This window comes from Massilia sp. YIM B02763 (assembly GCF_030412015.1).
Lineage (GTDB): Bacteria > Pseudomonadota > Gammaproteobacteria > Burkholderiales > Burkholderiaceae_D > Telluria.
The window spans coordinates 154,346-173,859 of the sequence record NZ_JASNRD010000006.1 but is presented as its reverse complement, the minus strand read 5'-3'; the positions used below and the strand labels follow the sequence as shown (position 1 = coordinate 173,859).

Genomic DNA, 19,514 nt, shown 5'->3' with positions numbered 1-19,514 from the left:
ATCCCATGCTCTCGCTGGATGCCCTGACCTTCCATAACGCCCACGCGGCGCTGGACCAGGGCTGCGCCGCGGTGGCGGCCGGCGAGACCGTGTTCGACCTCGGCGGCGTCAAGGCCGCCGATTCGTCGGCGCTGTCGCTGATGCTGGCCTGGCAGCGCCGCGCCCGCGCGCAGGGGCGCACAATCAAGTTCATCAACGTGCCGGCGAATGTGGGTGCGTTGGCGAAGCTGTATGGCGTCGACGAGCTGATCAGCCACGGCTGATCGCATGCTTTGGTGGGCATGTGATGCCCACCCTACGTCCCGGCATCCTTGCCGCCTGCCGCCCATCCCGCGAAACTTGCCTTCCGAATCTTCAAATTCGGAATTCTTCTATAATGGCTCGTTTCCCTGCACGGTCCATCGATCCGGACCACCCACCGCATGACAGCAGCCATCCAGATAGATAGCGTCGAGAAAAGCTACAAGGGCTTCAAGGCCTTGAAGGGCGTTTCCCTGACCATCGAACAAGGCGAATTCTTCGGGCTGCTCGGCCCGAACGGCGCCGGCAAGACCACCCTGATCTCCACCATCGCGGGCCTGATCCGGCCGGACGTCGGCAGTATCCGCATCCACGGCCACGACGTCGTCACCGACCAGCGCCAGGCGCGCATGAAGCTCGGCGTGGTGCCGCAGGAACTGGTGTTCGATCCCTTCTTCACGGTGCGCGAGACGCTGCGCCTGCAATCGGGCTACTTCGGCCTGAAGAACAACGACGCCTGGATCGACGAGGTCATGGAAAACCTCGACCTGACCCCGAAGGCCGACGTCAACATGCGCGCCCTGTCCGGCGGGATGAAGCGGCGCGTGCTGGTGGCCCAGGCCCTCGTGCACAAGCCCCCCGTGATCGTGCTGGACGAGCCGACCGCCGGCGTCGACGTGGAACTGCGCCAGACGCTGTGGAAGTTCATCTCGCGCCTGAACCGCGAAGGCCATACGGTGGTCCTGACCACCCACTACCTGGAAGAAGCGCAGGCCATGTGCCAGCGCGTGGCCATGCTCAAGACGGGCAACGTGGTGGCGCTGGACACCATGTCGCAGCTGCTGCGCCGCGTGTCCGGCTCCTCGCTGGTCGTGCACCTGAAGCGGGGCACGCTGCCGGAAGGCCTGCGCCACCTGGTCGCGCACGATGAGCACGATGCGCACGACGCAGCCAACGGCAACGGCGGCGGCAACAAGTACGTGCTGCGCGTGAACGAGTATGCGGAAGTGGAGGGCATCCTGGCGCGCCTGCGCGAATCGGGCGTCGAGATCGACGAGATGCAGCTGCAGCAGGCCGACCTGGAAGACATCTTCATCCAGATCATGGACGGAGGGAGCGCGCGATGAACTTCTTCTCCGTCGGTTTCCGGACCCTGTTCTATAAAGAGATCCTGCGCTTCTGGAAGGTCGCCATGCAGACCGTGGCGGCGCCCGTCGTCACGTCGATGCTGTACCTGCTGATCTTCGGCCACGTGCTCGAAGGGAAGGTGCAGATGCTGGACGGCGTGAACTACACGTCCTTCCTGATCCCGGGCCTCGTCATGATGAGCGTGCTGCAGAACGCGTTCGCCAATTCCTCGTCCTCGCTGATCCAGTCCAAGATCACGGGCAACCTCGTGTTCATCCTGCTGCCGCCGCTGTCGCACTGGGAAATCCTGTCGGCCTACGTGGCGGCGTCCGTGGTACGCGGCGTGGCCGTCGGCGCCGGCGTGTTCGTCATCACGGCGTGGTTCGCCCACCTGAGCTTCGTCGCGCCCGTGTGGATCGTCGTGTTCGCGCTGCTGGGCGCCGCCATCCTGGGCACGATGGGCGTCATCGCCGGCATCTGGGCCGAGAAGTTCGACCAGCTGGCCGCTTTCCAGAACTTTTTGATCATGCCTGCAACATTTTTGGCCGGCGTGTTCTATTCCATCCAGAAACTCCCGCCATTCTGGCTGGCAGTCTCGCATTTCAACCCGTTCTTTTATATGATTGACGGGTTCCGCTACGGTTTCTTCGGCAAGTCGGACGTCTCGCCCTGGACCAGCCTGGCCATCGTCGCCGTGTTCTTCGTGGCCCTGGCGGCCGTCGCCATCAACATGCTTCGCCGCGGTTACAAACTGCGTCACTGATTTATTACAGGATTATTCATCGTGGCTACCACACCCGAACTCATCCACGGCTATCTCAAGAACGGCCTGGAGTGCACCCACCTGGAAGTGGAGGGCGACGGCCAGCATTTCACGGCCGTCATCGTGTCCCCGGCATTCGCCGGCAAGAACCGCATCCAGCGCCACCAGGTGGTGTATGCGGCCCTGGGCGACCGCATGCGCGAGGAAATCCACGCGCTGTCGATGAAGACCCTGACCCCTGAAGAGTACCAAGGATAAGCATGGACAAGCTCCAGATCGTGGGCGGCAAGCGCCTGAACGGCGACATCGCCATCTCCGGCGCCAAGAACGCAGCGCTGCCGATCCTGTGCGCGGGCCTGCTCACGGCCGGCGACCTCGATTTGACCAACGTGCCGCGCCTGCACGACGTGCGCACCATGCTGCGCCTGCTCGAGCAGACCGGCCTGAAGGTCACGCAGGACGACGAGCACGTGGTGCTCAACGGCGCCAACATCACCAGCCTGGAAGCGCCGTATGAACTGGTCAAGACCATGCGCGCCTCGATCCTCGTGCTGGGCCCGATGCTGGCCCGCTTCGGCGAGGCCCGGGTCTCGCTGCCGGGCGGCTGCGCGATCGGCTCGCGCCCCGTCGACCAGCACATCAAGGGCCTGCGCGCGATGGGCGCCGACATCACGATCGAAGGCGGCTACATCCATGCCAAGTGCGCGAAGCTGCAAGGCACGCGCATCCACACCGACATGATCACCGTCACCGGCACGGAAAACCTGCTGATGGCGGCCGTCCTGGCCGAGGGCGAGACCATCTTGGAAAACGCCGCGCGCGAGCCGGAAGTGGTCGACCTGGCCAATATGCTGGTGGCGATGGGCGCGAAGATCGAGGGCATCGGCACGGACCGCCTCGTGATCCAGGGGGTCGACGCGCTGCACGGCACGAAGCACGCCGTCATCTCGGACCGCATCGAGGCGGCCACCTTCCTGTGCGCCGTGGCGGCGACGGGCGGCGACATCCGCATCACGAACACCCGCACCGACATCTTCGACGTGGCGCTCGACAAGCTGCGCGAGATGGGCGTGCAATTGACGGTGGAAGGCGACACGATCCGCGCGCGCATGGACGGCCGTCCGCAGCCGGTGTCGTTCCGCACGACGGAATACCCGGGCTTCCCGACCGACATGCAGGCCCAGTTCATGGCGGTGGACACGATCGCGCGCGGCCCGAGCCGCGTGACCGAGACCATCTTCGAGAACCGCTTCATGCACGTGCAGGAGCTGAACCGCCTGGGCGCGAGCATCTCGACCGAGGGCAATACCGCCTTCATCGAAGGCGTCGAGCGCCTGGTCGGCGCGCCCGTGATGGCGACCGACCTGCGCGCCTCGGCCTCGCTCGTGATCGCGGGCCTGGCGGCCGAGGGCACGACCATCGTCGACCGCATCTACCACCTCGACCGCGGCTACGACCGCATGGAGGCGAAGCTGTCGGCGGTGGGGGCGGATATCGTCCGTATCAAATAAAGCAAAACACATAACATGACGTCGGCCCGAAACTGACCGTCGTCCCCGCGAAGGCGGGGAACCATGCTGCGGCTCCGGCAATCGTATCGACCGATTTGCCGCTAAGTTGGCCTGAGACTCGGCATGGATTCCCGCCTGCGCGGGAATGACGGTTTCACGTACCGCGGTACGAGAAGCCGACGCGGAAAACGACATGACCACCACCACCAGCCCCCAGCTGATCCTCGCCCTCTCGAAGGGCCGCATCTTCGAAGACACGCTGCCCCTGCTGGCAGCCGCCGGCATCGAAGTGCTGGAAAATCCCGAGACCTCGCGCAAGCTGATCCTCGCCACCAACGACCCTGGCATCCGCGTGCTGATCGTGCGCGCCAGCGACGTGCCGACCTATGTCCAGCATGGCGCCGCCGACTTCGGCGTGGCCGGCAAGGACGTGCTGCTCGAGCATGGCGGCGAAGGCCTGTACCAGCCGGTCGATTTGCGCATCGCCTGCTGCCGCATGTCGGTGGCGGTGAACGCCGGCTTCGATTACCGGAACGCCGTGCACCAGGGCGCGCGCCTGCGCGTGGCCACCAAGTTCGTGCACACGGCGCGCGAGCACTTCGCCAAGAAGGGCGTGCACGTCGACCTGATCAAGCTGTACGGCTCGATGGAGCTGGCCCCGCTGGTCGGCCTGTCCGACGCCATCGTCGACGTCGTGTCGACCGGCGGCACGCTGCGCGCCAACAACCTGGTCGAAGTCGAGAAGATCATGGACATCTCCTCGCGCCTGGTGGTCAACCAGGCCGCGCTCAAGCTCAAGCGCGAGCGCCTGCAACCCATCATCGAGGCCTTCGAAGCGGCCTCCAAGCTGCAAGGTCAAGAAGCATGAACATCAACGTACGCAAGCTCGATTCCACCGCCGCCGACTTCCAGCAGACCCTGAGCGCCTTGCTGGCCTTCGAAGCCGAGACCGACGATGCCATCGAATCCGCCGTCGCCGGGATCCTCGCCGACGTCAAGGCGCGCGGCGACGCCGCCGTGCTCGAATACACGAACAAATTCGACCGCATTCCCGGCGGCGCCGCCAGCATGGCCGCCTTCGACATCAAGGAAGACGAGCTGCAGCAGGCGCTGGCCTCGCTGCCGGACGCCCAGCGTGCCGCCCTGGTCGTGGCGGCCGAGCGCATCCGCGTGTTCCACGAGCGCCAGAAGCAGGAATTGAACGGCTTCACCTATACCGAGCCGGACGGCACGGTGCTGGGCCAGCGCGTGACCCCGCTGGACCGCGTCGGCATCTACGTCCCGGGCGGCAAGGCCGCGTATCCGTCGTCGGTGCTGATGAACGCGATTCCCGCGCAGGTCGCCGGCGTGAAGGAAATCGTGATGGTCGTGCCGACCCCGGACGGCGTCAAGAACCGCATGGTGCTGGCCGCCGCGGCGATCGCCGGCGTCACCCGCGTGATCACCATCGGCGGCGCGCAAGCCGTCGGCGCGCTCGCCTACGGCACCGCGACCATCCCGGCCGTGGACAAGATCGTCGGCCCGGGCAATGCTTACGTCGCCGCCGCCAAGCGCCGCGTGTTCGGCACCGTCGGCATCGACATGATCGCGGGCCCGTCGGAAATCCTCGTCCTCTGCGACGGCACCACCGACCCGGACTGGGTCGCCATGGACCTGTTCTCGCAGGCCGAGCACGACGAGCTGGCCCAGGCCATCCTGCTGTGCCCGGACGCCGGCTACATCGCGCAGGTCGAGGCCAGCATCCACAAGCTGCTGCCCGACATGCCGCGCAAGGACACCATCGCCACGTCGATGACGGACCGCGGCGCCCTGATCAAGGTGCGCGACATGGACGAGGCCTGCGCGATCGCCAACGCCATCGCGGCCGAGCACCTGGAGATCTCGGCCGCCGAGCCGCAGCAGTGGGCGGACAAGATCCGCCACGCCGGCGCGATGTTCCTGGGCCGCTTCTCGTCCGAATCGCTGGGCGACTATTGCTGCGGCCCGAACCACGTGCTGCCGACCTCGCGCACGGCACGCTTCTCGTCGCCGCTGGGCGTGTACGATTTCCAGAAGCGCTCGTCGGTGCTGTTCGTGTCCGAAGCGGGCGCGCAAACCCTGGGCAAGGTCGCGGCCGAGCTGGCGTACGGCGAGGGCCTGCAGGCGCACGCGAAAAGCGCCGAGTTCCGCATCAAGCCGGCGGCATGACCGCCTGGCGCGACCAGGTCTTCTGCGAGGATGCGCTGGCCGGGCTCGCGCGCATCCCCGACGGCTGCATCGACCTGGTCCTGACCGACCCGCCGTACAACCTGGGCAAGGACTACGGCAACGCCTCCGACCGCCAGAGCGTGGACGACTACCTGGCCTGGACCGAGCGCTGGATCGATGCCGTGCTGCCGAAACTGAAGGACAACGGCAGCCTGTACATCTTCCTCACCTGGCGCCATGCGCCGGAAATCTTCGTCATGCTCAAGCGCCGCATGACGATGATGAACGAGATCATCTGGGACCGCCGCGTGCCGTCGATGGGCGGCAGCACCCGCAGCTTCAGCTCGGTGCACGACACGATCGGCTTCTTCGTCAAGCGCAAGGATTATTATTTCGACCTGGACGCCGTGCGTATCCCGTACGACGCCGCCACCAAGAAGGCGCGCTCGCGCTCGATCTTCGTGGGCGCCAAATGGCTGGAAGTGGGCTACAACCCCAAGGACCTGTGGAGCGTCTCGCGCCTGCACCGCGAGCATGCGGAACGGGTCGACCATCCGACCCAGAAGCCGCTCGAGATCATCGAGCGCATGGTCAAGGCCTCCTGCCCGCCGGGCGGCGTCGTGCTCGACCCGTTCATGGGGAGCGGGACGACGGCGCTGGCGGCCAAGCGGCTGGGCCGGCATTATGCGGGATTCGAATTGAATGCCGATTACTGCGCGATCATCCAGGCGCGCCTGGCGGCGACCGAGGTACCGATGACGCTGGCCAAGAAGCGCAGCGCGGCGGCTCGTAAAAAAGCCACCCCTTCCGTCGTTCCTGCGAAGGCGTGAAACAGTGCCCCGCACTGTTTCACCCCATACTGAGCCGACCTAGCATGCTTCAATTGGGTTCCTGCCTCCGCAGGAACGACGAGTTAACTATCGACAAGGAAAAACCATGACCCGCATCGACACCCTCATCGCCAACACGATCCGCGAAGACGTCCGTGCCGGCCATAGCTACAACGTCCCCGACTCGAGCGGCTACCTGAAGCTCGACGCGATGGAAAACCCCTACCAGCTGCCGGACGCCCTGCGCGCCGAGCTGGGCGCGCGCCTGGCCGACGCGGTGCTGAACCGTTATCCGGTACCCTCGTACGCGACGCTGAAGGAACGCATCCGCGTCAAGCTGGGCATTCCGGGCGGCTACGACGTCATCCTCGGCAACGGTTCGGACGAGATCATCTCGATCCTGTGCATGGCTTGCGCCAGGCAGGATAAACGCGCCGTCGTGATGGCGCCGATCCCGGCCTTCGTGATGTTCCAGCGCTCGGCCCAGTTCGCGGGCATGGACTTCGTGGGCGTGCCCCTGAAGCCCGACTTCTCGCTCGACCGCGCCGCCATGCTGGCCGCGATCGCCGAGCACAAGCCCTCGCTCGTGTTCCTGGCCTACCCGAACAACCCGACCGGCAACCTGTACGATGCCGACGACATGGTCGCCATCATCGAGGCGCTGGGCGAGACGGGTATCGTCGTGGCCGACGAGGCGTACCAGCCGTTCGCGCGCACCAGCTTCATGGAGCGCCTGCCTCGGTACCCGAACCTGGTCGTGATGCGCACGCTGTCCAAGCTGGGCCTGGCCGGCATCCGCCTGGGCTACCTGTCGGCCGCGCCGGCGCTGCTGGCCGAGTTCGAGAAGGTGCGCCCGCCGTACAACATCAACGTGCTCACCCAGGTGGCGGCCGAGTTCGCGCTGGACCACCTGGACGTACTGGACGAGCAGGCCGCGCGCCTGAACACGGCACGCACCGAGCTGGCGGCGGCGCTGGCGGCGCTGCCGGGCGTGACCGTCTTCCCGTCGAGCGCGAATTTCATCACCCTGCGCGTGCCGGACGCCGAGCGTACCTGCGCTAAACTGTTCGCAGAGCGAGTGTTGATCAAAAATTTGAGTAGAATGCATGAATTGCTGGCCAACTGCATCCGCGTGACCGTCAGCACTCCCGAAGAAAACGCCGTATTCCTGAATGCCCTGAAGGCTTCCCTGTAATGACCCGCACCGCAGACATCACGCGCAATACCAGCGAGACGCAGATCCGCGTCTCGTTGAACCTCGACGGCACCGGCCGCCAGAAACTGAACACCGGGGTGCCCTTCCTCGACCATATGCTGGACCAGATCGCCCGCCACGGGCTGATCGACCTGGAAGTCGAGGCGGTCGGCGACCTGCACATCGACGACCACCATACCGTCGAGGACACCGGCATCACGCTGGGCATGGCGGTCGCCAAGGCGATCGGCGATAAAAAAGGCATCCGGCGCTACGGCCATGCCTACGTGCCGCTGGACGAGGCCCTGTCGCGCGTCGTGATCGATTTCTCCGGCCGCCCGGGCCTGGAATGGCACGTGCCGTTCACCCGCGCCACCATCGGCCGCTTCGACGTGGACCTGACCATCGAGTTCTTCCGCGGCTTCGTCAACCACGCGGGCGTGACCCTGCACGTGGACAACCTGCGCGGCGTGAACGCGCACCACCAGTGCGAGACCGTGTTCAAGGCCTTCGGCCGGGCGCTGCGCATGGCGTCCGAGCTGGACGAGCGCGCGCTGGGCACGATTCCGTCGACCAAGGGCAGCCTGTAAGGATCGATCGTCATGACGAACAGGATTGTGGTGATCGACGGCGTGGGCAACCTGCGCTCGGTGGTGCAGGCGCTGCGCGCCGTGGCGCCCGAGGCCGACGTGCAGGTATCGAACGAGGCCGCCGTCATCGACGCGGCCGACCGCGTCGTGCTGCCGGGCCAGGGCGCCATGCGCGACTGCATGCAGAGCCTGCGCGGCTCCGGCGCCGAGGAGGCGCTGCTGCGCGCCGTGAAGAGCCGTCCCGTGATGGGCGTGTGCGTGGGCGAGCAGATGCTGTTCGACCTGAGCGAGGAGGGCGACGAGCCTGGCCTGGGCCTCCTGCCCGGCAAGGTGGTGCGCTTCCAGCTCGACGGCAGGCTGCAGGCCGACGGCTCGCGCTTCAAGGTGCCGCAGATGGGCTGGAACCGCGTGCGCCAGTCGCGCGCCCATCCGCTGTGGAACGGCGTGCCCGACAACAGCTATTTCTACTTCGTGCACAGCTATTACGCGGTGCCGGACAACCCCGAACACACGATCGGCGAGGCCGACTACGGCGCTCCGTATTGCTGCGCCGTCGCGACGGACAATCTCGTCGCGACCCAGTTCCACCCGGAAAAGAGCGCCGCCGCCGGCCTGCAGCTGTACAAGAATTTCGTGCACTGGAAACCCTGATCCCGCATCACCCGTCGTTGTTCAACCGATAGTCATTAACCAACCGATACGATCATGCTCTTGATCCCAGCCATCGACCTGAAAGACGGTCACTGCGTTCGCCTCAAACAGGGCGATATGGACCTCGCCACCGTGTTTTCCGAAGATCCCGCCGAGATGGCGCTGCACTGGCTGAAGAAGGGTGCGCGCCGCCTGCACCTGGTCGACCTGAACGGCGCGTTCGCCGGCAAGCCGAAGAACGAGGAAGCCATCAAATCGATCCTGACCGTGGTGCAGGACTACGCCGAGGAAAACGACCTGGACGAGATCCCCGTCCAGCTGGGCGGCGGCATCCGCGACCTCGACACCATCGAGCGCTACCTGGACGACGGCATCAGCTACATCATCGTCGGCACCGCCGCCGTCAAGAACCCGGGCTTCCTGCATGACGCCTGCGGCGCCTTCCCGGGCTCGATCATCGTCGGCCTGGACGCCAAGGACGGCAAGGTCGCCACCGACGGCTGGAGCAAGATGTCGGGCCACGAGGTGATCGACCTGGCCAAGAAGTTCGAAGGCTACGGCGTCGAATCGATCGTCTACACCGACATCGGGCGCGACGGCATGATGGCCGGCGTGAACATCGAGGCGACCGTGCGCCTGGCGCAAGCGGTCAAGATCCCCATCATCGCCTCCGGCGGCCTGCACAACCTGGGCGACGTCGAGGCGCTGTGCGCCGTGCAGGACGAAGGCATCGAAGGCGTGATCTGCGGCCGCTCGATCTACGAGGGCACGCTCGACCTGGCCAGCGCGCAGGAGCGGGCGGACCAGTTGACCGAAGGGGCGCAGGCGTAAGCAGCCCCCAACGCATGAAACGTCGTCCCTGCGAAGGCAGGGACCCAAGTTGCTTGCGTTTCGATAACGCGTAAAAATTGGGCCCCTGCCTGCGCAGGGGCGACGGTTTTTAGGCCAACGTAAAAAATTTATGCTCGCAAAACGCATCATCCCTTGCCTGGACGTCACCGGCGGCCGCGTGGTCAAGGGCGTCAACTTCACCGAACTGCGCGACGCCGGCGACCCCGTCGAGATCGCGCGCCGCTACGACGACCAGGGCGCCGACGAGATCACCTTCCTCGACATCACGGCGTCCTCCGACGGGCGCGACCTGATCCTGCCGATCATCGAGGCGGTGGCATCGACCGTGTTCATTCCGCTGACCGTGGGCGGCGGCGTGCGCAAGGTCGAGGACGTGCGCCGGCTGCTCAACGCCGGCGCGGACAAGGTGTCGATGAACACCTCGGCCGTGACCAATCCGCAGCTGGTGTACGACGCCGCCCAGAAGCACGGCTCGCAGTGCATCGTCGTCGCCATCGACGCCAAGCAGGTCGCGCCGGGCAAGTGGGAAGTGTTCACCCATGGCGGACGCAACCCGACGGGCCTGGATGCCGTCGAGTGGGCGCGCAAGATGGAAAGCCTGGGCGCCGGCGAACTGCTGCTGACCAGCATGGACCGCGACGGCACCAAGTCCGGCTTCGACCTGGGCCTGACCCGCGCCGTGTCGGACGCGGTGGGCATTTCCGTGATCGCCTCGGGCGGCGTGGGCGGCTTGCAGGACCTGGCCGACGGCGTGCTCGAAGGCCATGCCGACGCGGTGCTGGCCGCCAGCATCTTCCATTACGGCCAGCACACGGTCGGCGAAGCCAAGCGCTTCATGGCGGACCGCGGCATCCCGATGCGACTGGAGTAAGCGAACCCATGGCAACGACGACTACGACGCCCCTGATCCCGAGCCAGCCCTGGCTCAAGAAAGTCCAGTGGGACGAACACGGCCTGGTGCCCGTGATCGCCCAGGAAGCGGCCACCGGCGACATCCTGATGTTCGCCTGGATGAACCGCGAGGCGCTGGCCAAGACGGTGGAACTGGGCGAGGCCGTGTACTGGAGCCGCTCGCGCAAGAAGCTGTGGCACAAGGGCGAGGAGTCCGGCCACGTGCAGAAGGTGCTGGAAATCCGCCTCGACTGCGACGAGGACGTGGTGCTGCTGAAGGTCGAGCAGGCCGGCGGCATCGCCTGCCACACGGGCCGCCATTCCTGCTTCTTCCAGAAGTTCGACAACGGTGACTGGCACAGTGTCGAGCCGGTCCTGAAGGATCCGGATACCATCTACACCCCACCGAAGAAGAAGTGACCCCATGAGCGACATCCTGGACCGCGTGGCCGCGGTCATCGCCTCGCGCAAGCCGGAAGCCGGCGGCGACCCCGCCACCTCCTACGTGGCGAAGCTGTTCGCCAAGGGCGACGACGCCATCCTCAAGAAGATCGGCGAAGAAGCCGTCGAGACCGTGATGGCCGCCAAGGACGTGCGCGCCGGCGCCGATCCGTCCAAGCTGCTGTACGAAACGGCCGACCTGTGGTTCCATTCGATGGTGCTGCTGGCAAAGTTCGACCTGACCCCGCAGCAAGTGCTGGATGAACTGGCACGGCGCGAAGGCATCTCCGGCATCGAGGAAAAAGCGTCGCGTCCGCGCGACTGATCCTTAGTTTGTTTCCGACAGTCACGCCACTGTCACGCGGATTGGATACAATTTCGGGCTTGCCCAAGGCTGCGGCAGGCGCCATCTACCAGGGAGAGACGATGGACAACTGCATTTTCTGCAAGATTGTTGCCAAGCAGATTCCGGCAAGCGTGGTGTACGAGGACGACGAGTTGCTCGCGTTCAAGGACATCAACCCGGCGGCGCCGGTGCACCTGCTGGTGATTCCGAAACAGCATGTCGCGACGCTGTCGGATTGCACGGAAGAACATGCGTCGGTCCTCGGCAAGATGCTGGCGCTGGCGCCGAAGCTGGCGGCGGAACATGGCATCGCCGTCAAGACGGGGGCGGACGGGCAGCGCAGCGGCGGCTTCAAGACCCTGATCAACAGCGGTCCGGACGGCGGCCAGGAAGTCTATCACCTGCACCTGCACGTGTATGGCGGCGCGCGTCCGTGGCGCGGGCTCGGCACGTAACAATAAAAGGACCGTTCCGGAAGGTCCCAAAGGTAGGGAGCATGAAGCTCCCGCATCGCTTATACTGCGCGTTGCAATACGCAAAACCGGGCTGTCGCCCACAAGGAGAAAACAATGGGTTCGTTGAGCATTTGGCACTGGCTGATCGTGCTGGTCATCGTGATGCTGGTCTTCGGCACCAAGAAGCTGGGCAATATGGGTTCCGACCTGGGCAAGGCCGTCAAGGGCTTCAAGGATGGCGTCAAGGGCAGCGAGGACGAAAAGCACGGCGACGCATCCAGCATGCCGCCGGTGCAGCAGCAGGTGGCCGACAAGTCGACCATCGACGTCGAGACGCGCGAAAAGAACCGTACCTGATTTCCCCGGCCGATAAAGCATGATCGATCTCGGTCTGACCAAACTCGCCCTGATCGGGGCGGTGGCGCTGGTGGTGATCGGCCCTGAAAAGCTGCCGAAGGTGGCGCGCATGGCCGGCACCCTGTACGGGCGCGCCCAGCGCTACCTGCACGACGTGAAGACCGAGGTATCGCGCGAGATCGAGATGGAAGAGCTGCGCAACCTGCACAAGGAAGTCCAGGAAAACGTGCAGCAAGCGGCGAACAGCTTCAAGTCCGAGGTCGAGACCATGAAGTCGGACGTCGAGAACACCGTGTCCTCGCACCTGAACGAGGTCGAATCGGCCTGGCATGGCGAGGAGGCGGCCGACAAGGCGCACGCCGCCGCCATCGCGGCCGGTTCCACCGTGACGGCCACGCCTGACGACATCGAGCGCAAGGCGCGCGAATTCCGCCGCAAGAAGCTGGTCAAGACGTCCAGCATTCCCGCCTGGTACAAGAACCGCAACGGCAGCCGCCAGCACGTGCTGTCCGGCGCCGCGCGCGTGCGCAAGTTCCGGCCCGGCACCAAATCCAATACTTCGTTTTTCTGATGACCCAAGAAGCCGCGGGCGAAGAAACATTCATCTCCCACCTCGTGGAGCTGCGCGACCGCCTGGTCAAGGCGTCGATCGGCATCGCGATCGTGTGCGCGGCCCTGCTGGCCTGGCCCGGTCCGCAGCGCATCTACGATTTCCTCGCCGCGCCGATGCTGGCCTCGCTGCCGGCCGGCTCCAAGCTGATCGCGACCGGCATCGCCTCGCCGTTCCTGGTGCCGATGAAGATCACGCTGCTGCTCGCCTTCCTGCTGGCGCTGCCCTGGGTGTTCTACCAGATCTGGGCCTTCATCGCTCCCGGCCTGTACGCGCACGAGAAGCGCCTCGTGCTGCCGCTCGTGATCTCGTCCTCGATCCTGTTCATCGCCGGCGTGGCGTTCTGCTACTTCTTCGTGTTCGGCCGGGTGTTCCACTTCATCGCGGAATTCTCGCCCAGCTCCATCGCCGTTACGCCGGACGTCGAGAACTACCTCGATTTCGTGATGTCGATGTGCCTGGCCTTCGGCTGCGCCTTCGAGGTGCCGGTCGTGGTCGTGATCCTCGTGCGCATGGGTATCGTCACCGTCGAGAAGCTGCGTTCGATCCGCCCCTACGCGATCGTCGGCGCCTTCGTCGTCGCCGCCATCGTGACGCCGCCGGACGTGGTCAGCCAGCTGGCCCTGGCCATCCCCATGTGCCTGCTGTTCGAACTGGGCCTGATCCTGGCGCCCGTGTTCGTGCGCGTGTCGCAGGCGCCGGAAGAACACGCCTGATACGGCACCTGGTCCCATGAACAACGGCGCCAGCGGGCGCCGTCGTCGTTTGTGCCGCTTGTGCCGTTCCTGCCTGGAAGCGTCAGATCACTTCCTGTTCGCGCACGGTCAGCGGGCTCGATAGCGCGAAGCGCGCGATCTCGTCCTTGCGCATGAACACGACGCCGGGCTTGCTCTTCACGTGTTCCAGGAACTTGTCCCAGACGCGCACCATCTGCGGCGTGCCGCTGATGCGGTCGTGGGCGCTCACCGACATCATGCGGCGGCGCTGGCCGCCTTCCTGGTACAGCTGCTCGAATTCGCCGAGGATCTGGTCGAGGAATTTCTCGGGCGAGTAGTTGCGGCCCTCGATCAGCAGGATGTCGTTGTTGCGCACCGTGTAGGGGACGACGACCATGTCGTGGCCGTTGACCTTGACGATGAAGGGTTCGTCGCGGCTGACGTCGTCGATGTGGTACAGGTAGCCCAGTTCCTGCAGCAGCGACAGCGTGTTCGGGCCGCGTCGCAGCCAGTTGCAGTTGTAGCCGAGCGGGGTGACGCCGGTGACCTCGCGCACCATGCTTTGCGCCTCCTCCAGGAACTTCCTTTCCTCGGCGCGCGGCATCGCGTACTGGGAACTCCAGCGCGGGCCGTGGCCGGATGCCTCGTGGCCGCGGCGGACGATCTCGCGCGCCAGCTCCGGATGGCGCTTGGCCGCTTCGCCGATGATGTGCGAGGTCACCTTCACGCCGTGGCGGTCCCACAGGTCGAGCATGCGCGGGATGCCTTCGCGGTAGCCGTAGGCGAACCAGGTATTCGAGGCGGCGTCGGACGGCACGCTGGCGGGGAAGTCGACTTTCGGGAACGGGCTGTCGGCCCCCTTGGGCGGCTGGCCGCCCGCCTCGAACTGCATCGAAATCGAGATCACCAGGCGGGCGCCGCCCGGCCAGAACTCGCCGGCCTTGGCGGACTGGGCCGGAACAGGGATGGACTGGGCGCTGGCGCCCCCGGCCAGGCCGGCGCCGATGGCCCCGGCGGCGGCTTGCTGCATGAAACGGCGGCGGGATGCGGTTTGCATGGGTACTCCTTGTCGAAATAGCGATACCGCATTGTTCATTCCTCGGTTTGATTTGATAATGCGTCTCACGGTTGAAATATTTTCAAATCCAACAAAATAATTCATGCGTCATGACCGACTGGGCGATATGCGCCTGTTCGTCGCTGCCGTCGAGCTGGGCAGCTTGTCCGCCGCCGGGCGCAAGCTGGCGCTGTCGCCGGCCGCTGCCAGCGCGCGCCTGCACAAGCTGGAAAAGGCGTTCGAGACGCGGCTGTTCGAACGCACCACGCGCCACCTGCGCCTGACCGAGGAAGGCCAGCTGTATCTCGAGCACTGCCGCATTGCGCTGCAGGCCGTCGACGACGCCGAACTGGCGCTGGCGTCGCGCCGCAACGCCGTGCGCGGCAGGGTGCGCATCGCCGCCACCTCGGACTTCGGCCGCCACCTGCTGCTCGATTGGCTCGACGCCTTCAGCGCCGCGTATCCCGACGTCGTCGTCAGCCTGACGCTGTCCGACGCCGTGGCCAGTTTCCTGCACGAGGACATCGACCTGGCGATCCGCTTCGGCATGCCGGCCGACGGCGCCCTGAATGCGCGCCGTTTGGCCGGCAACCGGCGTGTCCTGTGCGCGGCGCCGGCCTACCTGGAGCGTGCCGGCCGCCCCACGCAGCCGGCCGAGCTGGCCGGGCACCGCTTCGTGCTGCTGCACACCCGCGACGGCCTGCAGGACGGCGTGACCTTGCGCCGCCTGGACGCCGTCGTGGAATGCCGGATGGCCTCCGGCCAGGCCTGGGAAACCAACGACGGCGCCGTCGCGCGCGCCTGGCTGCTGGCCGGCCGCGGCATCGGCTTCAAGTCCTGGTGGGACGTGGCCGCCGACGTCGGCGCCGGCCGGTTGGACGTCGTGTTGCCGGACTGGGAGACGCCGGCGGCCGACGTGCACGCGCTGTTCCATCGCCGCCTGTTGCCGCTGCGCGTGCGGCTGCTGCTGGAATTCCTGGCCGGGCGCTTCGCGGCGCACGATCAGGGACAGCTGCCGATCACGTAGTAGCCCGACGCCGTCTGGGCCAGCGTGCTCGTATAGAAGGTATTGTTCAAGCCCATGTTCTGGTTCGAGCCGTTGGCCAGCGCATAGCCGCCGCTCGCATGCGCGCGCCCCGCCTGCACGTGGGCATAGTTGCTGGCCGTCGTCGCGCTGCAGGTCCAGCCCGACGCCGTCGTCGTGGCCGTGACCGCGTCCGACAGCGCGCTCTCGCCGGCGCTGCCGTTCGAGGACACGCGGTAGCTGTAGCCGGTATTCGCCACCAGTCCCGTGTCCGTGAAGTTCGTGGCCGTCACCGGACTGGCGTTGACGCGGCTGCCGTTGCGGTAGACGAAGTAGCCGGTGGCGCCGTCGGCCGCGTTCCAGGCCAGGGCGACGCTGGCGGTTGTCGTCGCCGTCACCGCCAGGCCGGCCGGGGGCTGCAGGCCGGGCGAGCCGGGCGAACCGGGCGAACCGGCCGCGCGCAGGTTGTTCGTGGTCCAGAATGCCATCAGGTAGGACGGGTAGTTGACGTGGGTGGCGTCGACGAAGTTCGTGCCCTGGCCGCCGCTGCCGGCCGGCCACGCATGGCCCATGCCGCTTACCGCGATCTCGGTGGTGCGCAGCTTGCCGTTCGCATCCGTGAACGGGATGCCATTGCCGCCGGTCGGCACGGCGAAGGCCGAGCCTTGCGTAAAACTGCCGCCGTAGACCTGGCGCAGGGCCAGCGCATCCATCGGCCCGTACTGCTGCGACACCGTGTAGTCGCCGGTGCCCCAGATCACGCTGGCGATCTGGGTCGAGAAGGAGGCGGCATTGGACCCGGCCAGCGTGCGGCAGTTGCCGGCCGCCGTGGCCGCCGTGAAGCCGGCCGGCACGTAGCTGATCTGCGCCGTCGTGGTGCCGGGCGGCGGTCCGGCATTGATGCCGGCACCCGCGAACACGTCCGGCGCCAGGCAGGCCAGCGCCATCGTCTCGCCGCCGCCCGAGGACAGGCCCGCCACGTAGACCTGGTTCGGATCGATCGCGTAGCGGGCATCCGCCGTGAAGCGCCGTACCAGGTCGAGCAGCACGCCGTCGTGGCCCGTGCTGCGGTTGTGGCGGGTGCTGGCATAGTCCCAGCAGTGGCTGCCGTAGACGTTGCCGGTGGCGTTCGGCGCCAGGATCACGGCGCCGTACTGGTCGGCCGCCCCTTTCCAGTTGAAGCCGCCGTCGCTGCCGCCGTTGATGACGTCGCCGGCGGCGGTCTGGGCGCAGCCGTGCAGCACCAGCACCAGCGCGCGCTTGCCGGCCAGGACCGGTTGCGTTGCGGGCCAGTAGAAGTAACCGGTCAGGTTGCCGCCGTTGACGGTGTCGGCGGCCCAGGTCTGGTTGCCGCTCCAGGCGCCGGGACCGGCCTGGACCTGGGCCTGGGCGGGGATGCCGATGGCGAATGCGAGGATGCCTGCGGACAGCCGTGCGGCGGTCCGGGTGAACAAGGATGACATAGTGCCTCCAACTCGTTGCGATGGATGGGAAAGACGCAAGGGTGAGACCGGGCGGCCGGATGGCCGTCGGTTCAGGTTGGAGGAGGGATGAGGCAGCGCATGGTTCGTCTCCTGTATCGTTGATTGTTATCGTGACTCGACGTCAGCGATTCATTCTAGGAGACGAACTCATGCATGCAAGACGGCGTGCGAGCACGCCGGGTGTGCGGATTTGCACACGCAGGGCTTACTGCATCAGTTGCCCGATCACGCGCACGGGGGCGTTGCCGTAGCCCAGGAACTGGTCGTGGAACTGCTTCAGGTTGAAGCGTTCGCCCAATTGCTGCTTGCGCTTCTCGCGCAGTTCCATGATGTCGCTGTAGCCGCTGAAGTAGCTGGTCAGCTGCACCGAGGACAGCTGCGCGCGCTTCCATTTTTCCGCGGCTTCCTGCGGCGTCTGGAAGGCCTGGCGCACCAGCAGGTCGATGGCCTGCTCGCGCGTCATGCCCAGCACGTGCACGCTGTAGTCGAGGATGGTGTTGGAGACGCTGCGCAGGTTCCACTTGCACCACATCAGCCACAGCTCCGGCGCATTGTCGCCATAGCCCGATTCCAGCATCATGCGTTCGCCGTACACGGCCCAGCCCTCGACCATGGCGCCGTTGCCGAACAAGGCCTTCACCAGCGAGGGCGAGCGGTTGGCGTTCATCAGCTGGGTGTAGTGGCCGGGGATCGCCTCGTGGATGTTCAGGATCTGCAGCATCCAGTTGTTGTACTCGCGCAGGCTGCTCTCGGCCTGTTCCGCCGTGAGGCCGTCCAGCGGCGTGACGTTATAGTAGGTCTTGTCCTTGGGACGGTACGGACCCGGCGCCTCGATGCTGGCGCCGGCCACGCCGCGCTGGTACAGCGGCGTCTCGCGCACTTCGAGCGGCTTGCTCGGATCGATGGTCACGAGGTTGTTCCTGATGACGTACTCCTGCAGCACGGGGATCTGGCGGCGGATCTCGGGCAGGAAGTTCTCGCGCGTCACGTGCTGCAGCGACAGCTTGTCGATCACCATGCCGATCTTCTTGTAGCGGTCGGCCGGCTTGGCCGTCGCGCCCATCGTCTTGTCCCACAGCTGGTCGGACAGGGTGTCCATGCGCGCGAGCAGTTCGTCGCGCGCCGCCAGCGCCTTGCGGTAGGTCTGCTCGCCCGTATTGGCGGACTGGATCTCGAAGGCGAACTTCTGTTCGTACAGCTCCTTCCCGAGGCAGAAGGAACGCGGTCCGCCCGATTGTTCCTGCTGCTTGTCGAGGGCCGTCAGGAAGTCGACCCAGGCCAGCACGGCGCTGCCGGCATTGGCCACGCGCTGCGCGAAGATCGCCTTCTCCTGCACGGACAGGATCGATTCCTGGGCCGCCTTGCCGAGGTCCGCCAGCACGACCAGGGTGCCGGGCGCCTGGGCGATCGCCAGCTGCGTATGTTCGCGCGTCGGGCGCACCACCGAGGCTTGCGCGGCCTGGTAATAGGCCGGCACGTCGGCCAGGCGCTTGAGCAGGGTGCGCAGGCGCTGCGGCTTCGCGGCGTACCCGGTATTCAGGATCTGGTCCAGCGCCGGCGCGACGTTGTACTGGGACGGATCCCAGGCGAAGTCGCGCAGCGTGGTGATGCGCCAGCGGTCGTAGCGCAGCTTGTTCAACAGCAGGGCCAGGTCGGTGCTCTGGTTGGGCGAGAGCTTGTCGGCGTTGACCTTGCCCAGCTTGTCCAGCCACTCGTCGATGAAGGCCAGTTCCTTCGTGCGCGTGGCGGCATCGGGGATCGTCAGCTTGGCGGCCGCGTCGAACTTGCCGACGGCGATGCCGCCTTCCGGATCGATGCGCCACAGCGCGGTAATGAATTGCATGGACAGCGAGTCCATGTAGCGGTCGTTGCGGTTCTGCGCGGTGGCCGCGGGGGCGGCCGCTGCTGCCGTTGCTGCCGTGGCGGCCGCCGCGGCAGGCGCCGCCTTGGTCACCTTGCTTTTTCCCTTGGCCGGCGCCTTGGCTTTCGTGCTGCTGGCCGCCTTGGACTTGGGGGCCTTGGTGCGCGCGCTCGCCGGCGCCAGCGCGAAGCTGGTCAGGAGGACGGCCAGCGCGATTTTCGATGTCATCATTGGATCTGCCTGCAAAAATAATGGGCCAGATGATAAGGGGCCAGATGCGCGCGCATGCGCGGACAGCGCACGCGGCGGGGCGTCAGGTTAGCAC

The 19,514-nt window shown here is 66.1% G+C and carries 23 protein-coding genes; 20 read left to right on the top strand and 3 right to left on the bottom strand.

The features are described from left to right. Positions 1-5 precede the first annotated feature (5 nt). The 19 genes from QPK32_RS11055 (at position 6) to tatC (ending at position 13,763) form a co-directional block, all read left to right on the top strand. Positions 6-263 carry a lipid asymmetry maintenance protein MlaB gene (locus QPK32_RS11055; RefSeq protein WP_290412862.1) on the top strand — a complete coding sequence of 86 codons (258 nt, stop codon included), beginning with the start codon at positions 6-8 and terminating at the stop codon, positions 261-263. A 159-nt stretch (positions 264-422) separates the two neighbouring features. Beyond that, complete coding sequence (locus QPK32_RS11050; protein WP_290412861.1) at positions 423-1,367, top strand: ABC transporter ATP-binding protein; 945 nt, start codon at positions 423-425, stop codon at positions 1,365-1,367. Continuing rightward, positions 1,364-2,131, top strand: a complete 768-nt coding sequence (locus QPK32_RS11045; RefSeq protein ID WP_290412860.1) for an ABC transporter permease — start codon at positions 1,364-1,366, stop codon at positions 2,129-2,131. The genes QPK32_RS11050 and QPK32_RS11045 overlap by 4 nt, the downstream gene beginning before the upstream one ends. Before the next feature lie 21 nt (positions 2,132-2,152). Then, positions 2,153-2,389 (top strand): BolA family protein, encoded by a 237-nt coding sequence (locus QPK32_RS11040; RefSeq protein WP_290412859.1) that lies wholly within the window; start codon positions 2,153-2,155, stop codon positions 2,387-2,389. Between the two features lie 2 nt (positions 2,390-2,391). Continuing rightward, positions 2,392-3,642, top strand: a complete 1,251-nt coding sequence (gene murA, locus QPK32_RS11035) for a UDP-N-acetylglucosamine 1-carboxyvinyltransferase (RefSeq protein WP_290412858.1) — start codon at positions 2,392-2,394, stop codon at positions 3,640-3,642. A gap of 193 nt (positions 3,643-3,835) precedes the next feature. Further along, entirely contained in the window at positions 3,836-4,510 is a 675-nt protein-coding gene (gene hisG, locus QPK32_RS11030) for an ATP phosphoribosyltransferase (RefSeq protein WP_290412857.1), read from the top strand. After that, positions 4,507-5,829: a histidinol dehydrogenase gene (hisD, locus tag QPK32_RS11025; RefSeq protein WP_290412856.1), complete on the top strand. Its 1,323-nt coding sequence runs from the start codon at positions 4,507-4,509 to the stop codon at positions 5,827-5,829. The genes hisG and hisD overlap by 4 nt, the downstream gene beginning before the upstream one ends. After that, entirely contained in the window at positions 5,826-6,659 is an 834-nt protein-coding gene (locus tag QPK32_RS11020; RefSeq protein WP_290412855.1) for a site-specific DNA-methyltransferase, read from the top strand. The genes hisD and QPK32_RS11020 overlap by 4 nt, the downstream gene beginning before the upstream one ends. 106 nt (positions 6,660-6,765) lie before the next feature. Then, on the top strand, positions 6,766-7,854 hold the full coding sequence (gene hisC, locus QPK32_RS11015) for a histidinol-phosphate transaminase (protein WP_290412854.1): 1,089 nt from the start codon (positions 6,766-6,768) through the stop codon (positions 7,852-7,854). After that, positions 7,854-8,444, top strand: a complete 591-nt coding sequence (hisB, locus tag QPK32_RS11010; RefSeq protein WP_290412853.1) for an imidazoleglycerol-phosphate dehydratase HisB — start codon at positions 7,854-7,856, stop codon at positions 8,442-8,444. Before hisC ends, hisB begins: the two co-directional genes overlap by 1 nt. 12 nt (positions 8,445-8,456) lie before the next feature. Continuing rightward, positions 8,457-9,095, top strand: coding sequence for an imidazole glycerol phosphate synthase subunit HisH (gene hisH, locus QPK32_RS11005; protein WP_290412852.1), 639 nt, complete (start codon positions 8,457-8,459; stop codon positions 9,093-9,095). A 54-nt stretch (positions 9,096-9,149) separates the two neighbouring features. Continuing rightward, entirely contained in the window at positions 9,150-9,926 is a 777-nt protein-coding gene (gene hisA, locus QPK32_RS11000; protein ID WP_290412851.1) for a 1-(5-phosphoribosyl)-5-[(5-phosphoribosylamino)methylideneamino]imidazole-4-carboxamide isomerase, read from the top strand. Positions 9,927-10,056: 130 nt separating this feature from the next. Next, complete coding sequence (hisF, locus tag QPK32_RS10995) at positions 10,057-10,818, top strand: imidazole glycerol phosphate synthase subunit HisF (protein ID WP_290412850.1); 762 nt, start codon at positions 10,057-10,059, stop codon at positions 10,816-10,818. Between the two features lie 8 nt (positions 10,819-10,826). Continuing rightward, entirely contained in the window at positions 10,827-11,258 is a 432-nt protein-coding gene (hisI, locus tag QPK32_RS10990) for a phosphoribosyl-AMP cyclohydrolase (RefSeq protein ID WP_290412849.1), read from the top strand. A 4-nt stretch (positions 11,259-11,262) separates the two neighbouring features. Continuing rightward, complete coding sequence (locus QPK32_RS10985; RefSeq protein ID WP_290412848.1) at positions 11,263-11,604, top strand: phosphoribosyl-ATP diphosphatase; 342 nt, start codon at positions 11,263-11,265, stop codon at positions 11,602-11,604. A 101-nt stretch (positions 11,605-11,705) separates the two neighbouring features. Continuing rightward, positions 11,706-12,080 carry a histidine triad nucleotide-binding protein gene (locus tag QPK32_RS10980; protein WP_290412847.1) on the top strand — a complete coding sequence of 125 codons (375 nt, stop codon included), beginning with the start codon at positions 11,706-11,708 and terminating at the stop codon, positions 12,078-12,080. A 114-nt stretch (positions 12,081-12,194) separates the two neighbouring features. Beyond that, positions 12,195-12,437, top strand: coding sequence for a Sec-independent protein translocase subunit TatA (gene tatA / locus QPK32_RS10975; RefSeq protein ID WP_290412846.1), 243 nt, complete (start codon positions 12,195-12,197; stop codon positions 12,435-12,437). 19 nt (positions 12,438-12,456) lie between these two features. Beyond that, positions 12,457-13,008 carry a Sec-independent protein translocase protein TatB gene (gene tatB / locus QPK32_RS10970; protein WP_290412845.1) on the top strand — a complete coding sequence of 184 codons (552 nt, stop codon included), beginning with the start codon at positions 12,457-12,459 and terminating at the stop codon, positions 13,006-13,008. Then, positions 13,008-13,763 carry a twin-arginine translocase subunit TatC gene (gene tatC, locus QPK32_RS10965; RefSeq protein ID WP_290412844.1) on the top strand — a complete coding sequence of 252 codons (756 nt, stop codon included), beginning with the start codon at positions 13,008-13,010 and terminating at the stop codon, positions 13,761-13,763. The genes tatB and tatC overlap by 1 nt, the downstream gene beginning before the upstream one ends. A gap of 82 nt (positions 13,764-13,845) precedes the next feature. Here the strand turns inward: tatC and QPK32_RS10960 are convergent, their stop codons facing one another. Next, on the bottom strand, positions 13,846-14,820 hold the full coding sequence (locus QPK32_RS10960) for a polysaccharide deacetylase family protein (protein ID WP_290412843.1): 975 nt from the start codon (positions 14,818-14,820) through the stop codon (positions 13,846-13,848). Between the two features lie 103 nt (positions 14,821-14,923). Here QPK32_RS10960 and QPK32_RS10955 point away from each other — a divergent pair, with 103 nt between their 5' ends. Further along, entirely contained in the window at positions 14,924-15,847 is a 924-nt protein-coding gene (locus tag QPK32_RS10955) for a LysR family transcriptional regulator (RefSeq protein WP_290412842.1), read from the top strand. On the opposite strand, the gene QPK32_RS10950 is transcribed toward QPK32_RS10955, so the two are convergent. Together QPK32_RS10950 and QPK32_RS10945 are read right to left on the bottom strand one after the other, a co-directional pair. Further along, positions 15,823-17,307 carry a PHB depolymerase family esterase gene (locus QPK32_RS10950; protein WP_290412841.1) on the bottom strand — a complete coding sequence of 495 codons (1,485 nt, stop codon included), beginning with the start codon at positions 17,305-17,307 and terminating at the stop codon, positions 15,823-15,825. The two genes, QPK32_RS10955 and QPK32_RS10950, sit on opposite strands and share 25 nt — an antisense overlap. Positions 17,308-17,533: 226 nt before the next feature. Continuing rightward, positions 17,534-19,420: a DUF885 domain-containing protein gene (locus QPK32_RS10945; protein WP_290412840.1), complete on the bottom strand. Its 1,887-nt coding sequence runs from the start codon at positions 19,418-19,420 to the stop codon at positions 17,534-17,536. Positions 19,421-19,514 lie beyond the last annotated feature (94 nt).

What these genes read in the sequence shown, in the direction of transcription:
- hisF (WP_290412850.1), top strand. Translation starts at nt 10,057, where the DNA reads ATGCTCGCAAAACGCATCATCCCTTGCCTGGACGTCACCGGCGGCCGC.
- hisC (WP_290412854.1), top strand. Translation starts at nt 6,766, where the DNA reads ATGACCCGCATCGACACCCTCATCGCCAACACGATCCGCGAAGACGTC.
- QPK32_RS11045 (WP_290412860.1), top strand. Translation starts at nt 1,364, where the DNA reads ATGAACTTCTTCTCCGTCGGTTTCCGGACCCTGTTCTATAAAGAGATC.
- hisG (WP_290412857.1), top strand. Translation starts at nt 3,836, where the DNA reads ATGACCACCACCACCAGCCCCCAGCTGATCCTCGCCCTCTCGAAGGGC.
- QPK32_RS10980 (WP_290412847.1), top strand. Translation starts at nt 11,706, where the DNA reads ATGGACAACTGCATTTTCTGCAAGATTGTTGCCAAGCAGATTCCGGCA.
- hisB (WP_290412853.1), top strand. Translation starts at nt 7,854, where the DNA reads ATGACCCGCACCGCAGACATCACGCGCAATACCAGCGAGACGCAGATC.
- QPK32_RS10945 (WP_290412840.1), bottom strand. Translation starts at nt 19,420, where the DNA reads ATGATGACATCGAAAATCGCGCTGGCCGTCCTCCTGACCAGCTTCGCG.
- hisH (WP_290412852.1), top strand. Translation starts at nt 8,457, where the DNA reads ATGACGAACAGGATTGTGGTGATCGACGGCGTGGGCAACCTGCGCTCG.
- QPK32_RS10950 (WP_290412841.1), bottom strand. Translation starts at nt 17,307, where the DNA reads ATGTCATCCTTGTTCACCCGGACCGCCGCACGGCTGTCCGCAGGCATC.
- QPK32_RS11055 (WP_290412862.1), top strand. Translation starts at nt 6, where the DNA reads ATGCTCTCGCTGGATGCCCTGACCTTCCATAACGCCCACGCGGCGCTG.
- hisA (WP_290412851.1), top strand. Translation starts at nt 9,150, where the DNA reads ATGCTCTTGATCCCAGCCATCGACCTGAAAGACGGTCACTGCGTTCGC.
- tatA (WP_290412846.1), top strand. Translation starts at nt 12,195, where the DNA reads ATGGGTTCGTTGAGCATTTGGCACTGGCTGATCGTGCTGGTCATCGTG.
- tatB (WP_290412845.1), top strand. Translation starts at nt 12,457, where the DNA reads ATGATCGATCTCGGTCTGACCAAACTCGCCCTGATCGGGGCGGTGGCG.
- QPK32_RS11020 (WP_290412855.1), top strand. Translation starts at nt 5,826, where the DNA reads ATGACCGCCTGGCGCGACCAGGTCTTCTGCGAGGATGCGCTGGCCGGG.
- QPK32_RS10960 (WP_290412843.1), bottom strand. Translation starts at nt 14,820, where the DNA reads ATGCAAACCGCATCCCGCCGCCGTTTCATGCAGCAAGCCGCCGCCGGG.
- hisI (WP_290412849.1), top strand. Translation starts at nt 10,827, where the DNA reads ATGGCAACGACGACTACGACGCCCCTGATCCCGAGCCAGCCCTGGCTC.
- QPK32_RS11050 (WP_290412861.1), top strand. Translation starts at nt 423, where the DNA reads ATGACAGCAGCCATCCAGATAGATAGCGTCGAGAAAAGCTACAAGGGC.
- hisD (WP_290412856.1), top strand. Translation starts at nt 4,507, where the DNA reads ATGAACATCAACGTACGCAAGCTCGATTCCACCGCCGCCGACTTCCAG.
- QPK32_RS10955 (WP_290412842.1), top strand. Translation starts at nt 14,924, where the DNA reads ATGCGTCATGACCGACTGGGCGATATGCGCCTGTTCGTCGCTGCCGTC.
- QPK32_RS10985 (WP_290412848.1), top strand. Translation starts at nt 11,263, where the DNA reads ATGAGCGACATCCTGGACCGCGTGGCCGCGGTCATCGCCTCGCGCAAG.
- tatC (WP_290412844.1), top strand. Translation starts at nt 13,008, where the DNA reads ATGACCCAAGAAGCCGCGGGCGAAGAAACATTCATCTCCCACCTCGTG.
- murA (WP_290412858.1), top strand. Translation starts at nt 2,392, where the DNA reads ATGGACAAGCTCCAGATCGTGGGCGGCAAGCGCCTGAACGGCGACATC.